Origin of the sequence: Variovorax ginsengisoli (assembly GCF_030486595.1) — a bacterium.
Taxonomy (GTDB): Bacteria; Pseudomonadota; Gammaproteobacteria; order Burkholderiales; family Burkholderiaceae_C; genus Variovorax; species Variovorax ginsengisoli_B.
In genome coordinates this window covers 175,579-189,651 of sequence record NZ_JAUJZH010000014.1, presented here as the reverse complement: position 1 = coordinate 189,651, position 14,073 = coordinate 175,579, and the positions used below count along the sequence as shown (strand labels likewise).

The window sequence follows — 14,073 nt, the reverse complement described above, 5'->3', positions numbered from 1 at the left end:
TCACGCACCCGGCTCCGTCGCGTTCCCTATCCGGCATTCGCGAAAGATTCTGAAATCCGGCCCCCGGAGAGAGCGGCTCGCCCTCTTGACAGGATCAAGCCATATCAGCCCACTAGCGCCTCGGGTCACGGGCCGGCCACGCCGGTCCGCTATGCTCTGCGACCATCGTTTCGCGGAGTCTTCGCTTGGCCCTGTTTCCCCAGTCCGCCCTCCAGCCCGGTGTGCGCAAGCGCGAGGTGTTCGGATGGGCGATGTATGACTTCGCCAATTCGGGCTACACCACGGTGGTCATCACCGCCGTGTTCGCCGCCTACTTCGTCGGCGGCATCGCCAAGGGCGCGCCCTGGGGGGCCTTCGCCTGGACCGCGGCGCTCAGCATCTCCTACGCCATCGTGATGCTCACGATGCCGGCGATCGGCGCCTGGGCCGACCTGCGCGCGGCCAAGAAGCGGGTGCTGGTCATCGTGACCGTCGCCTGCGTGGCCGGCACCGCGGCACTGGCGCTGACGCCGCGCCTGGCCGGTCCCTTCGCGGTGGCGCTGGCGATGGCGCTGGTCATCGTCTCCAACACCTTCTATTCCTACGGCGAGTCGCTCACCGGCGCCTTCCTGCCGGAACTGGCCACGGCCGACGGCATGGGCAAGGTGAGCGGCTGGGGCTGGGGCTTCGGCTACCTCGGCGGCATGCTGGCCCTCGGCCTGTGCCTGGCCTATGTGCTCTGGTCCCAGGCCCAGGGCCTGCCGGCGTCGCATTTCGTGCCGGTCACGATGCTGATCACGGCCGCGCTCTATGGCGCAGCCGCCTGCGTCACCTTCGCGCTGCTACCCGAGCGGGCCCTGCCGCAGCAGCGCGGCGCCGAGCAGGGCGCCTGGCAGCAACTGCGCGACACCTTCCGCGAGGCCCGCGCCTACCGCGACTTCATGTGGCTGCTGGGCTGCACCGTCTGCTACCAGGGCGGCGTCGCGGTGGCGATCACGCTGGCGGCGATCTACGCCGAGCAGGTGATCGGCTTCGTGCCCAGCGAGACGATGGTGCTGATCTTCGTGCTCAACATCGCAGCCGCGCTCGGCGCCTTCGGCTTCGGCTACCTGCAGGACCGGATCGGTCACCGGCGTTCGCTCGCGGGCACGCTGGTGGCCTGGATCGCGGTGTGCCTGATCGCGGCCTCCGTCAGCACCAAGGGCGGCTTCTGGTGGGCCGCCACGATCGCCGGGCTGGCGATGGGCTCCAGCCAGTCGGCCGGGCGCGCCATGACCGGCATCCTGGCGCCGCCGCGGCAACTGGCCGAGTTCTTCGGCCTCTGGACCTTCGCCACCCGGCTGGCGAGCATCGTCGGTCCATTGAGCTACGGCGCGATCACCTGGGCCACCGGCGGCAACCAGCGGATCGCGATCCTCTCGACCGCGGTGCTGTTCGTCGGCGGCCTGCTGCTGCTGCTGCCGATCGACATGCGGCGTGGACGAGAGGCGGCGCTGCGCGCCTGAGCCTCAGTCGGCCGCGGTGCCCTTCGACAGCCGGTAGCGCGTGCCGTCGTAGCGCAGCAGGCGCGATTTGAAGGTCTGCCGCTGCTCCTGGCTTACGCATTCGTCGCCGAGCGGGCTCGAGCGGCTTTCGGAGCGGGCCTGGCGCAGGACCAGGTCTGCGTAGCCGCCGGTGCCGCTGCGGGCCACGGAGAGGCTGCCGCGCACGGTCTCGAAGCTGCCGGTGCAGTTGGTGTCCCACTCGCCTTGTTCCAGCGTGAGCTCGAGGCCGTCGAGCACCTTGGCGAGCTTCGGGCCCTGGGGCACGTAGAGCGCCAGGCTCTCGTTCGAATAGGGATTGGCCCGCGAGGAGCCCTGGCGCAGGATGCGCAGGCCGAAGGCGCGAACATCGGGCGCCAGCGCGTAGCGTGCGCCGTCGACCCGGATCTCGCTGATGCGCACGGCGTCCTCGATCAGCACGTCTTCGTCGAACAGCCGGCTCACGATCTTCGCGCGCTCGGTGTTGCCGTTGTCGGCTTGCTGCACCACCAGCACATCGAGATCGAACTGCGTCGTGCCCGGCTCGGTCGACGGCCGCGGCAGCGGCAGCACGACGATGAAGCGGCCCGGCACGCCGCGCCAGGGCTCGCACACGGCGCGCTCGTGGTCGAGCCCGCGCTTGGGGTACAGCTTGGCGTGCATGCGCTCGGCCAGCCCGGTGTCGCAGGCGGCGTGGGCGGCGATGCCGGAGCCGGCCAGCAGCCAGGCGGCGAACAGGACGCGGGGCAGGCGGTGCATCAGGCAGTCGCCGTGAGCCAGCGGGCGGCCGCGGCGTCCAGGGACCCGGGGGCGCCGCTGCCGAGCAGCCGGAGTTCGCCGCCGCCCTCGGTGCGCAGGGTGCCGGCCTGCTGGAGCAGTCGCCGGGTCTGCTGCGCCACGGGGGCGCCGGTGTCGATGAAGCGCACCGCATCGCCCGTGTGGCGGCGCAGTTCGTCGGTGATGAAGGGGTAGTGGGTGCAGCCCAGCACCAGGGTGTCGAGTTCGTCGGCGCCGTTGCCGAAGCGCCCGGCGGCCGACAGGTACTGCGCGCAGAGCGCCGAGATGCGGGCGCCGTCGGAGCGCTCGATCGCGCCGGCCAGTCCGTCGCAGGCCACGATGCTGAAGGTCGCCTGTCCGGCCAGCGAGTCATGCAGGGCCCGGAACTTGCCGCTTTCGACGGTGACCCGGGTCGCCAGCACCGCGATGCGCCCGGTGCGGCTCAGTGCCACGGCAGGCTTCAATGCCGGTTCGACGCCGACCATCGGCAGGGCCGGGTGCCCGGCCCGCAGGCGGTGGATGGCGGCCGCGGTCGCGGTGTTGCAGGCCACCACCAGGGCCTTGATCCGATGCGCTTCGATGAGCTGGCGGGCGACCGTGTCGCTGCGTTCGGCGACGAAGGCGTCGCCGCGCTCGCCGTAGGGGGCATGCCCGGTGTCGGCGAAGTAGACGAAGCGCTCGTGCGGCAGCGCCTCGCGCAGCGCGTTGAGGACGCTCAGGCCCCCGACGCCGCTGTCGAACACGCCGATCGGATCATCGGCGCGCGAGGAACCGTCGACGTGCGCCAGGCTCAAGCCGCTTCCAGCGTGATGGTCTTGAACTCGCCGCTGGCGATGCGCTTCTGCCACTCGGCCGGGCCGGTGATGTGGGCGCTGGTGCCGCCGGCGTCGACCGCCACCGTCACCGGCATGTCGACCACGTCGAACTCGTAGATGGCTTCCATGCCGAGGTCGGCGAAGCCGACCACACGGGCGGTCTTGATCGCCTTGCTCACGAGGTAGGCGGCGCCGCCGACCGCCATCAGGTAGGCGCTCTGGTGCTTCTTGATGGCCTCGATCGCGACCGGGCCGCGCTCGGCCTTGCCGATCATCGCGATCAGGCCGGTCTGGGCCAGCATCATCTCGGTGAAGCCGTCCATGCGCGTGGCGGTGGTCGGGCCGGCCGGGCCCACGGCTTCGTTGCCGACCGGGTCGACCGGGCCGACGTAGTAGATCACGCGGTTGGTGAAGTCCACCGGCAGCTTCTCGCCCTTGGCGAGCATGTCCGAGATGCGCTTGTGGGCGGCGTCGCGGCCGGTCAGCATCTTGCCGTTGAGCAGCAGGGTCTCGCCGGGCTTCCAGCTCGCGACCTCGGCCGGCGTGAGCTTGTCGAGGTCGACCCGCTTGCTCTTGTTGTAGTCCGGCGCCCAGTCGATCTTCGGCCACAGGTCGAGCGAGGGTGCCTCGAGGTAGACCGGGCCTGAGCCGTCGAGCACGAAGTGCGCGTGGCGGGTGGCGGCGCAATTCGGGATCATCGCCACCGGCTTGCTGGCCGCGTGCGTCGGGTACATCTGGATCTTGACGTCGAGCACGGTGGCCAGGCCGCCCAGGCCCTGGGCGCCGATGCCCAGCGCGTTGACCTTCTCGTACAGCTCGATGCGCAGCGCCTCGACCTTGGTCAGCTCGGCGCCGGAGGCCTTCTTGGCCTGCAGCTCGTGCATGTCGAGGTCGTCCATCAGGCTTTGCTTGGCCATCAGCGCGGCCTTCTCGGCGGTGCCGCCGATGCCGATGCCCAGCATGCCGGGCGGGCACCAGCCGGCGCCCATCGTGGGCACGGTCTTGAGCACCCAGTCGACGATGCTGTCACCGGGGTTGAGCATCGCGAGCTTGCTCTTGTTTTCGCTGCCGCCGCCCTTGGCCGCGACCGTGACCTCGACCGTGTTGCCGGGGACGATCTCGGTGAAGATCACGGCCGGCGTGTTGTCCTTGGTGTTCTTGCGGTCGAACTGCGGGTCGGCCACGACCGAGGCGCGCAGCGTGTTGTCCGGGTGGTTGTAGCCGCGGCGCACGCCTTCGTTGATGGCGTCGTCGAGGCTGCCCGTGAAACCGCCCCAGCGCACGTCCATGCCCACCTTGAGGAAGACGTTGACGATGCCGGTGTCCTGGCAGATCGGCCGGTGGCCGGTCGCGCTCATCTTGCTGTTGGTCAGGATCTGCGCCATCGCATCCTTGGCCGCCGGGCTCTGCTCGCGCTCGTAGGCGCGGGCCAGGTGGGCGATGTAGTCGGCCGGGTGGTAGTAGCTGATGTATTGCAGCGCGGCGGAAACCGACTCGATCAGGTCGGCTTGCTGAATGGTGGTCATGGTGGGGGAGATTCTTTGAGTGGGGGACGCCCCCCGATTATCTCAGCCCGAAAAAACCCGCGCCGGTCCTAGCTCGCGGCGAGCGCCTGCGCGATCCAGCCGTCGAACAGCGCCCGGTGGACCCGGATCCACCCGTCCACGTGGCGCTCGATGTCGCGCTGCGAGCCGGCGCCTTGGCTCATGCGAAGGTTCTGCGCGTTGATGTCGGCGATCGGCAGCTGCATGACCTCGAACAGCTTGCCGGCGGCCGGATTCTTCTCGACGAAGGCCCGGTTCGCAACGATCTGCTCCTGGTTGGCCTGGAAGCCGTAGTTCCTGCCGTTGGCCAGCGCGGTATCGGCATCACCGGCGGGCGACGACGAGAACGGCACTTGCAGCCAGACCACGTCGGTGCCCGGCCGCAGCACGGCGCTGACCCAATAAGGGGTCCAGGCGTAGTAGAGGACGGGCCGGCGCTGCTTGTAGCGGGCGATGGTGTCGGCCATCAGCGCGGCATAGCTGCCCTGCTTGTGGGTCACGCTGTCGCGCAGCCGGTAGGCCGTGAGGTGGTTCTCGATCGCCCCTTCGCAGCCCCAGCCCGGGTTGCAGCCGGTGAGGTCGGCCTTGCCGTCGCCGTCGGTGTCGAACAGCTTCGCGATCGCTGGCTCCTTCAACTGCGCGATGTTGGTGATGTCGTACTGTTCGGCCGTCTTCTTGTCGATCAGGTAGCCCTGGACCGCGCCGTCGGCGTAGACCCCGCGGCGCCACAGCTTGGCGTCGCCGCCGCTGTTCTTGTAGAAGTCGGCATGCAGCAGGCTCCAGTGGCTGGCCATGAAGGTGGCATCGCCGTTGGCGATCGCCAGGTGCTCGGTGGCCGGCTCGAGGTCCTTCATCGGCTGCACGTCGTAGCCGAGCCGCTCTAGCGCCCGCGACACCAGCAGCGTCTGGAACGCCTCTTCGGCGAGCGAGCTCTTGAGCGGCTGCACGGTGACGCCCTTGCCCGGCAACTCGGCCGCGTCGGCCTGGACGGAAAGACCCAGGCCCAGGCCCATTCCGAGCCCGAGCACGGCCGTGGCCAACACGCCGTGCGCGGCGGCGGGCTCGCGCCCGCTGTGCGACGGGCGCACCAGGCGATGCAGCAGGCGCAGCGCGAGGCCGGCCGGTCCGGTGTGCCACCAGCGGCGCCCGGCGCTGCGGCGCGAGCGGCCCATGGCCTGCGTCAGGCGGTCGAGCGAGATCGCCAGCAGCACGATGCCCAGGCCGCCCACGGTCGCCAGGCCCATGTCGAGCCGGCCGATGCCGCGCAGCACCATCTGGCCGAGGCCGCCGACGGCGATCATCGAGGCGATCACCACCATCGACAGCGACAGCATCAGCGCCTGGTTGATGCCCGCCATGATCGAGGGCATCGCCAGCGGCAGCTTGACCTTCACCAGCATCTGCCAGGGCGACGCGCCGTAGGCGCGGGCGGCCTCGACCAGATCGGGCCGCACCTGGCGCAGGCCCAGGTTGGTGAGGCGCACCAGCGGCGCCAGCGCGAAGATGATGGTCACGATCACGCCCGGCACGTTGCCGATGCCGAACAGCATCACCACCGGCACCAGGTAGACGAAGGCCGGCGTGGTCTGCATCGCATCGAGCACCGGCCGCATCAGGCGTTGGGCCCGGTCGCTGCTGGCCAGCAGCACGCCCAGCGGCAGGCCGACCGCCAGGCAGAAGACCAGCGATGTCAGCACCAGCGACAGCGTGACCATGGCTTCGGACCAGATGCCCAGCAGCGCCACGAGCAGCAGCGACACCGTGGTCCCGGTGGCCAGCTTGCGGCCGGCGAACTGCCAGGCCAGCAGGCCGATCAGCGCGATCATGGCCAGTGGGGGCAGGCCGTTGAGCAGGCCCTCGACCCGTGTCAGCGTGCCATCGATCGGCAGCCGCACGGTCTGGAAGAAGGGGCGGAAGTTCTCGACCACCCAGCCGAGCCCCTGGTTGATCCAGGACTCGACGGGCAGGGAGCCGTCAAAGAGGCGGTGCAGCTGGAAGCCGGTCGCCGCGGGGTCGGCCGATCCGGCCAGTTGGCCGGCGGTGTCGACCGGGGCGTCCAGCCAGGCGCTGGCCGACGCCGTGTCGGGCGTGGCGGACAGGGCCGCCCAGGGGTCGTTCACCGGGGGCGGGGGCAGCGCCGTCACGGGATCGTTCAAGGTGGCCAGTTCGGAAGGCAGTGCGGTGTCGTTCATCGGGAGTTCCTTCGGAAAGTCAGTGCGCTTCAGTGGTTTCGGGCGGCCGGGAGGCCGCGGCCTCGATCGGCGGCGTGTCGCGGTCGAGGAACTTCAGCAGCGTGGTCTTGCTGATCGCGCCGCAGAAGCGGCCGTCGCCGGCCACCACCGGAACGGCGCAGGGCGCCTGCGCCACCTGGCCGAACAAATCGGCCACCGGCGCGTCCGCGGCGATCGGCGCCAGCCCGTCCAGGAACGCGCGCTGCAGCCCGAGCGGACCCGAATGGCCGTCGAGCGCCGCGCGCAGCGTGTCGGCCGACACCGTGCCCAGGTAGCGCCGGGCCGGGCTCACGACGTAGGCGAATTCGCGGTCCTGGTCTTCGAGCATCTTCAGCGCGGCGCGGGCGCCCCGGTCGCTGTGCTCGCAGACCACGGTCAGTGACTGGCGGGCGATGTCCGCGGCCTTGAAGACCGCCGCGGCATCGACGCCGCGCACGAAGCTGCGCACGTAGTCGTCGGCCGGACTGCGCAGGATCTCGTCGGGCGTGCCGACCTGGATCACCTGGCCGTCCTTCATGATCGCGATGCGGTCGCCGATGCGCATCGCCTCGTCGAGGTCGTGCGAGATGAAGACGATGGTGCGGCGCTGTTGCTGCTGCAGCCGAAGCAGTTCCGACTGCATCTCGGTGCGGATGATCGGGTCGAGCGCCGAGAAGGCCTCGTCCATCAGCAGGATCGACGGATCGGCGGCCAGCGCGCGCGCCAGTCCGACGCGCTGCTGCATGCCGCCGGAGAGCTCGTCGGGGTAGCTGTCGCCCCAGCCGGCCAGGCCCACCTGGGCCAGCGCCTGGTCGGCCTGCTCGAGCCGCTGCTTCCTGCCGGCGCCGGCCAGATCCAGCCCGAAGGCGGTGTTCTCGCGCACCGTCATGTGCGGCATCAGCGCGAAGGACTGGAACACCATGCTGATGTCCTTGCGGCGCAGCGCCCGCAGCCTGGCATCCGAATGCTGGTTGATGTCGGCGCCGTCGATCACGATGCGCCCGGCGGTCGGCTCGATCAGCCGGTTGAGCAGGCGCACCAGGGTCGACTTGCCGGAGCCCGAGAGGCCCATGATGACGAAGATTTCGCCGGCCTGGATCTCGAAGGTGGCGTCGAACACGCCGATCGACTGGCCGGTGCGGGCCAGGATCTCTTTCTTCGAAAAGCCTTGCCGGACCAGGTCCAGGGCCTGCTCCGGCGCGTCGCCGAAGACCTTGAAGACGTGGTCGATCAGAATTCCTTTGGCCATGGGCCGGGCTCCTTTTGTGCGGGCCACGCCGTCGGCCGATCGGGTCGCGCGGACGCGCATGCGGCAGTCCGGCGAGCCCCGAGGGCTGCCGACAGGCACTGAAGACGACTTGGCGACGAAACCAGTGCCCGCCGGAGGCTTCATTCGCAGGGCAGAGGGCCTGGTCGAGGGGCGCTGACTGGATGAGCGAGACGTGGCAGTGGGGCCGGAACGGTCCGGCCGATTTGCCGGGCGGGGGGCCCGGCGGCGAGAACCTGCACCGCGACGGGATTCGGAATCGTACAGGGCGATCAACATGACTTGTTGATCGTCTGAGGGGCTGAATTATAACTTTTCGGCATGACGTCTGTCAAGGCGGACACGGACAAATGCGACCCATTCTTGTTTGCGACGATACTCGGTGCAGATCCCGGTCTGCCGGGCGTACCCTCCCATCCGAACTCCGGAGCCCTCCATGACGACATCTCCCAAGACCCGTGTCGAACGCGACACTTTCGGCCCGATCGAAGTCCCGGCCGACAAGCTGTGGGGCGCGCAGACGCAGCGCTCGCTGCAGAACTTCGACATTTCCGGCGAACGGCAGCCGCGGGAAATCATTCGTGCCCTGGCGCAGGTCAAGCGCGCCTCTGCCGTCGTGAACCATGCGCTGGGCCTCCAGGACGAGGCCAAGACGCAGGCCATCGCGGCCGCCGCCGACGAGGTGATCGCCGACCGGCACGCGGACGAATTCCCGCTGGTGGTCTGGCAGACCGGCTCCGGCACCCAGACCAACATGAACGTCAACGAGGTGCTGGCCAACCGGGCGAGCGAGTTGCTCGGCGGCGAGCGCGGGGAAGGGCGGCGGGTGCACCCGAACGACGACGTCAACCGCAGCCAGTCGTCCAACGACGTCTTCCCGACCGCGATGCACGTGGCGGCGGTCGAGGCGATCACGCACCGGCTGCTGCCGGCGATCGCCAAGCTGCGCGGCACGCTGGAGCAGAAGTCGAAGGACTTCGCCGACATCGTCAAGATCGGCCGCACCCATCTGCAGGACGCGACGCCGCTGACCTTGGGCCAGGAGTTCTCGGGCTATGCGGCCCAACTGGCCCACGGCGAGGCCCATGTGCGGGCGTCGCTGCCGCACCTGTGCGAACTGGCGCTCGGCGGCACCGCGGTCGGCACCGGCCTCAACGCCCCCAAGGGCTATGCGGAGCAGGTGGCGGCCGAACTCGCGAAGCTCACCGGCCTGCCGTTCGTCACGGCGCCGAACAAGTTCGAGGCCATGGCCTCGGTCGATGCGCTGGTCCATGCGCACGGTGCGCTCAAGACCCTGGCGGCCAGCATGATGAAGATCGCCAACGACGTGCGCTGGCTGGCCAGCGGGCCGCGCAGCGGCATCGGCGAGCTCAGCATTCCCGAGAACGAGCCGGGCTCCTCGATCATGCCGGGCAAGGTCAATCCGACCCAGAGCGAGGCCGTCACGATGCTGGCGGCGCAGGTGTTCGGCAACGACGTCGCGATCAACATCGGCGGCGCCTCGGGCAACTTCGAGCTCAACGTGTTCCGCCCGATGGTGGCGCACAACTTCCTGCAGAGCGTGCGGCTGCTGGCCGACGGCATGGTGAGCTTCAACGACCACTGCGCGGTCGGCATCGAGCCCAACCGCGAGCGCATCACCGAACTGGTGCAGCGTTCGCTGATGCTGGTGACGGCGCTCAACACCCACATCGGCTACGACAAGGCGGCCTTCATCGCCAAGAAGGCGCACAAGGAAGGCAGCAGCCTGCGCGAGGCGGCGATCGCCTCGGGGCACCTGACGGCCGAGCAGTTCGACCAGTGGGTAGTGCCCGAGAACATGACGGGGCGCTGAACGGCCCCGGCCGCGTCAATGGTCGGCGGGCGCGCGGGCCATCAGCCGGTCGGTCGCCGCGATCGCCATCGCCGACAGCAGGAAGGTGATGTGGATCGCGGTCTGCGCGATCAGCACCCGGTCGGTGTAGTTGTCGGCGTTGATGAAGGTCTTGAGCAGGTGGATCGAGCTGATGCCGATGATCGCGGTCGCCAGCTTGACCTTCAGCACCGAGGCGTTGACGTGGCTCAGCCATTCGGGCTGGTCGCGATGGCCTTCGAGGTTCATGCGGCTCACGAAGGTCTCGTAGCCGCCGACGATCACCATGATCAGCAGGTTGGAGATCATGACGACGTCGATCAGCGCCAGCACCACCAGCATGATCACGGTCTCGTTGAGCGAAGTCACCGGGGCGGTGGTCTTGTAGCCGATGCTGGTGACCAGCGCCTCCAGCGCATCCTTGCTGCCGAACGCGGCCTCGACCAGGTGGGTCAGCTCGACCAGGAAATGCAGCACGTAGACGGCCTGCGCCACGATCAGGCCCAGGTACAGCGGCAGCTGCAGCCAACGGCTGGCGAAGATCAGGTTGGGGAGCGGCCGCAGCGGCGAGACCTTGCCGGTCCGGGGAAGGAGAGGATCGTCGTTTGACATCGAAAGGTTTCGGCGAACTTGCGAACAGCTGTAAAACGGCGATTCTAGGGGCGGCCTGTGACCGAACTGCGCAATGCCCCGTGTAGTTAACATGGCCCGTCAGTCGTCCGTAAGTGCGGAATCCGACATTACGACCCGTCATCACGTTTGGTACAGGAGACAAGAATGAGCAGCGCATCGACGATCGAATCCGTCCTGGTCGAAAACCGTGTCTTTCCGCCCGACGAGCGGGCCAGCAAGGGGGCGCGCATCGCCAGCATGGCCGCCTACGACGCGCTCTGCAAAGAGGCCGCGGACGACTTCGACGGCTTCTGGGCCCGCCAGGCGAAAGCCAACGTGACCTGGACCAAGCCCTTCACGCGCACGCTCGACGAGTCGAACGCGCCGTTCTACAAGTGGTTCGAGGACGGCGAGCTCAACGCCTCCGCCAACTGCCTCGACAAGCACATCGGCACCCCGGTCGAGAACAAGACCGCGATCATCTTCGAGGCCGATGACGGCGCGGTCACCAAGGTCACTTACAAGGAACTGCTGGCACGTGTCTCGCAGTTCGCCAACGCGCTCAAGGCCGAGGGCATCCGCAAGGGCGACCGGGTCATCATCTACATGCCGATGACCATCGAAGGCGTGATCGCGATGCAGGCCTGCGCCCGCATCGGCGCCACCCACAGCGTGGTCTTCGGCGGCTTCTCGGCCAAGGCGCTGCAGGAACGCATCATCGACGCCGGCGCGGTCGCCGTCATCACCGCCAACTATCAGCTGCGCGGGGGCAAGGAACTGCCGCTGAAGGCGATCGTCGACGACGGCATCGCGCTCGGCGGCTGCGAGTCGATCAATAGCGTGCTGGTCTACCAGCGCACCGCGACCGCCTGCGCGATGGTGGCCGGGCGCGACAAGACCTTCGCCGATGCGCTGAAAGGCCAGGCCAGCGAATGCCCGCCGGTGCCGGTCGGCGCCGAGCATCCGCTGTTCATCCTCTACACCTCGGGCTCGACCGGCAAACCCAAGGGCGTGCAGCATGCCACCGGCGGCTACCTGCTGTGGGCCAAGCTCACGATGGACTGGACCTTCGACGTCCGTCCCGAGGACGTCTTCTGGTGCACCGCAGACATCGGCTGGATCACCGGCCACACCTACGTCGCCTACGGCCCACTGGCCGCCGGTGCGACGCAGGTGGTGTTCGAAGGGATCCCGACCTTCCCGCACGCCGGGCGCTTCTGGCAGATGATCGAGAAGCACAAGGTCACGATCTTCTACACCGCGCCGACCGCGATCCGATCGCTGATCAAGGCGGCCGACAGCGACGAGAAGGTGCACCCGAAGAACTGGGACCTGTCGACCTTGCGCATCCTCGGCACCGTGGGCGAGCCGATCAATCCGGAAGCCTGGATGTGGTACCACCGGAACATCGGCGCCGAGAAGTGCCCGATCGTCGACACCTTCTGGCAGACCGAGACCGGCGGCCACGTCATCACGCCGCTGCCGGGCGCCACGCCGCTGGTGCCGGGGTCGTGCACGCTGCCGCTGCCGGGCATCATGGCCGCGATCGTCGACGAGACCGGCAAGGACATCCCCAACGGGGCCGGCGGCATGCTGGTCATCAAGCGCCCCTGGCCGTCGATGATCCGCACCATCTGGAACGACCCCGAGCGTTTCAAGAAGAGCTATTTCCCCGAGGAGATGGGCGGCACGATCTACCTCGCCGGCGACGGCGCGGTGCGCAGCGCCGACCGCGGCTACTTCCGCATCACGGGACGCATCGACGACGTGCTCAACGTCTCGGGCCACCGGCTCGGCACGATGGAGATCGAATCGGCGCTGGTGGCCAAGACCGACCTGGTGGCCGAGGCGGCCGTGGTGGGGCGGCCCGACGACGTGACGGGCGAAGCGGTCTGCGCCTTCGTGGTGCTCAAGCGCGGCCGACCGGCGAGCGAAGAGGAAGCGCGCAAGATCGCGACCGAACTGCGCAACTGGGTGGCGAAGGAGATCGGTCCGATCGCAAAACCGAAAGACATCCGCTTCGGAGAGAATCTTCCGAAGACGCGCAGCGGTAAGATCATGCGGCGCCTGCTTCGCAGCCTCGCCAAGGGCGAGGCCATCACCCAGGACACCTCGACTCTGGAGAACCCGGCCATCCTCGAACAGCTGGGCCAGGCGTACTGAGCGAGGGCGCTGGCGGCGCGTCGCCGCCAGCGGTTCAACTTCAGGGAAAAACAAAAATGGGATTGAGAACCGCCGTCTTGCTGATCGTCGTGCTGCTGATCGCAGCGCTGGCCGCGTTGAACTGGGGCACGATCGCAACACCCACCTTGATCTCGATCGGCTTCATGCAGGTCACGGCGCCGCTCGGGCTGATCATGCTGGGCCTGACGGCACTGCTCGGCATCTTCTTCGTCGCCTACGTGGTCTACCTGCAAAGCTCGATCCTGATGGAGACGCGCCGGCACACCAAGGAAATGCAAGCCCAGCGGGACCTCGCCGACAAGGCCGAGGCCTCGCGCTTCACCGAGCTGCGCAGCTTTCTCGAAACCCAGGAAAACGTCCACATGGCGCGCAATGCCGAGCGGCACGCAGCCTTGCTGGCGCGCATCGAACAGGTGGAGGCCGCTGCCAGGCAGCGCGCCGAGCAATCCGAGAACTCGATCGCGGCTCACATCGGACAGCTGGAAGATCGCCTCGAACGGCGCCCGGTGGCGACACCGTCCGCCATGCCGCCGGCGGTCTGAGCCGGCGTGCTGCCGTGCCTACTTGGTCGACAGCACCCAGGCCGCGAGCTTCTTGGCGTCCGCCTCGCTGACCTGGTTGTTGGCGGGCATCGGCACGGGGCCCCAGACGCCCGCGCCGCCCTTGATGATCTTGGTCGCCAGCATGTCGACGGCGCCTTTGTCGTCCTTGTACTTCGCGGCCACGTCCTTGAACGAGGGGCCCAGCACCTTGCGATCGACCGCGTGGCAGCTCATGCAGTTCTTCGACGTCGCCAGCGCCAGGTCGGCGAAGGCGGGCGCGGCGCAGGCCAGGGTGGCCACGGCGAGCCAGAGCGCTTTTTTCATGAGTGACATGCGTGGGTGCGTTAAAGTCGTATCAACGCGATTGTAGGCAGGGCGGTGGACCGTCTTGGCCGGCGTGTCCCTGACTCAACGGAGAAGTTCGCGATGTGGTTCCTGATGCTGGGCCTGCTGGGTGTGGCGCTCAAGTTTTTCGAGATCGGCTTCGTCGCCACCTGGAGCTGGTGGGTCGTGCTGATTCCGTTCGCGCTCGCGATCGCGTGGTGGGCCTGGGCCGATGCCTCGGGCTACACCAAGCGCAAGGTGGTCGAAAAAGAGAACCAGCGGCGCCAGGACCGCATCGACCGCCAGCGCAGCAATCTCGGCATGCTCACCAGCCGCTCGAATCGCAAGCGGCGCTGAGCAGCCCAGGCGCCTCTAGCGCGCTCTTCACCAGAAACACCGCGGAACCGGCTTTGCCGGGCCGCTGGTGTTGCCCCCGGTAGGGGGTGG

The 14,073-nt window shown here is 68.5% G+C and carries 12 protein-coding genes and 1 pseudogene; 5 read left to right on the top strand and 8 right to left on the bottom strand.

All coding sequences use genetic code 11. The features are described from left to right. The first annotated feature begins 185 nt into the window (after positions 1–185). On the top strand, positions 186–1,484 hold the full coding sequence (locus tag QZH52_RS20100; protein ID WP_301812351.1) for an MFS transporter: 1,299 nt from the start codon (positions 186–188) through the stop codon (positions 1,482–1,484). Between the two features lie 3 nt (positions 1,485–1,487). Here the strand turns inward: QZH52_RS20100 and QZH52_RS20095 are convergent, their stop codons facing one another. The 6 genes and pseudogenes from QZH52_RS20095 to proV all read right to left on the bottom strand — a co-directional run bounded on the left by QZH52_RS20095 (position 1,488) and on the right by proV (position 8,094). Next, positions 1,488–2,258, bottom strand: coding sequence for a PA3715 family protein (locus QZH52_RS20095; RefSeq protein WP_301812348.1), 771 nt, complete (start codon positions 2,256–2,258; stop codon positions 1,488–1,490). Next, a complete protein-coding gene (murI, locus tag QZH52_RS20090) occupies positions 2,258–3,070 on the bottom strand; it encodes a glutamate racemase (protein WP_301812347.1) in 813 nt (270 codons plus the stop codon). Before murI ends, QZH52_RS20095 begins: the two co-directional genes overlap by 1 nt. Next, positions 3,067–4,617: a fumarate hydratase gene (locus QZH52_RS20085; RefSeq protein ID WP_286522458.1), complete on the bottom strand. Its 1,551-nt coding sequence runs from the start codon at positions 4,615–4,617 to the stop codon at positions 3,067–3,069. Before QZH52_RS20085 ends, murI begins: the two co-directional genes overlap by 4 nt. Before the next feature lie 68 nt (positions 4,618–4,685). Continuing rightward, a complete protein-coding gene (gene proX, locus QZH52_RS20080) occupies positions 4,686–5,648 on the bottom strand; it encodes a glycine betaine/L-proline ABC transporter substrate-binding protein ProX (protein WP_301812360.1) in 963 nt (320 codons plus the stop codon). Positions 5,649–5,702: 54 nt separating this feature from the next. After that, a pseudogene (proW, locus tag QZH52_RS20075) lies at positions 5,703–6,827 on the bottom strand (glycine betaine/L-proline ABC transporter permease ProW); the annotation flags it as partial. Between the two features lie 19 nt (positions 6,828–6,846). Beyond that, complete coding sequence (proV, locus tag QZH52_RS20070) at positions 6,847–8,094, bottom strand: glycine betaine/L-proline ABC transporter ATP-binding protein ProV (RefSeq protein ID WP_301812345.1); 1,248 nt, start codon at positions 8,092–8,094, stop codon at positions 6,847–6,849. Between the two features lie 454 nt (positions 8,095–8,548). Here proV and fumC point away from each other — a divergent pair, with 454 nt between their 5' ends. Beyond that, positions 8,549–9,946 carry a class II fumarate hydratase gene (fumC, locus tag QZH52_RS20065; protein ID WP_301812344.1) on the top strand — a complete coding sequence of 466 codons (1,398 nt, stop codon included), beginning with the start codon at positions 8,549–8,551 and terminating at the stop codon, positions 9,944–9,946. A gap of 15 nt (positions 9,947–9,961) precedes the next feature. Here fumC and QZH52_RS20060 read toward each other — a convergent pair whose 3' ends face one another. Next, a complete protein-coding gene (locus QZH52_RS20060) occupies positions 9,962–10,576 on the bottom strand; it encodes a YqhA family protein (protein WP_286531634.1) in 615 nt (204 codons plus the stop codon). 165 nt (positions 10,577–10,741) lie between these two features. On the opposite strand from QZH52_RS20060, the gene acs reads away from it, so the two are divergent. After that, complete coding sequence (acs, locus tag QZH52_RS20055; RefSeq protein WP_301812342.1) at positions 10,742–12,739, top strand: acetate--CoA ligase; 1,998 nt, start codon at positions 10,742–10,744, stop codon at positions 12,737–12,739. A 56-nt stretch (positions 12,740–12,795) separates the two neighbouring features. Further along, complete coding sequence (locus tag QZH52_RS20050) at positions 12,796–13,302, top strand: LapA family protein (protein WP_286531636.1); 507 nt, start codon at positions 12,796–12,798, stop codon at positions 13,300–13,302. 18 nt (positions 13,303–13,320) lie between these two features. Here QZH52_RS20050 and QZH52_RS20045 read toward each other — a convergent pair whose 3' ends face one another. After that, positions 13,321–13,626, bottom strand: coding sequence for a c-type cytochrome (locus tag QZH52_RS20045; protein ID WP_301812339.1), 306 nt, complete (start codon positions 13,624–13,626; stop codon positions 13,321–13,323). A gap of 102 nt (positions 13,627–13,728) precedes the next feature. On the opposite strand from QZH52_RS20045, the gene QZH52_RS20040 reads away from it, so the two are divergent. After that, the gene (locus tag QZH52_RS20040) at positions 13,729–13,983 is read left to right on the top strand and encodes a TIGR04438 family Trp-rich protein (protein WP_286522445.1); all 255 of its coding nucleotides are present in this window, start codon (positions 13,729–13,731) and stop codon (positions 13,981–13,983) included. Positions 13,984–14,073: the final 90 nt, after the last annotated feature.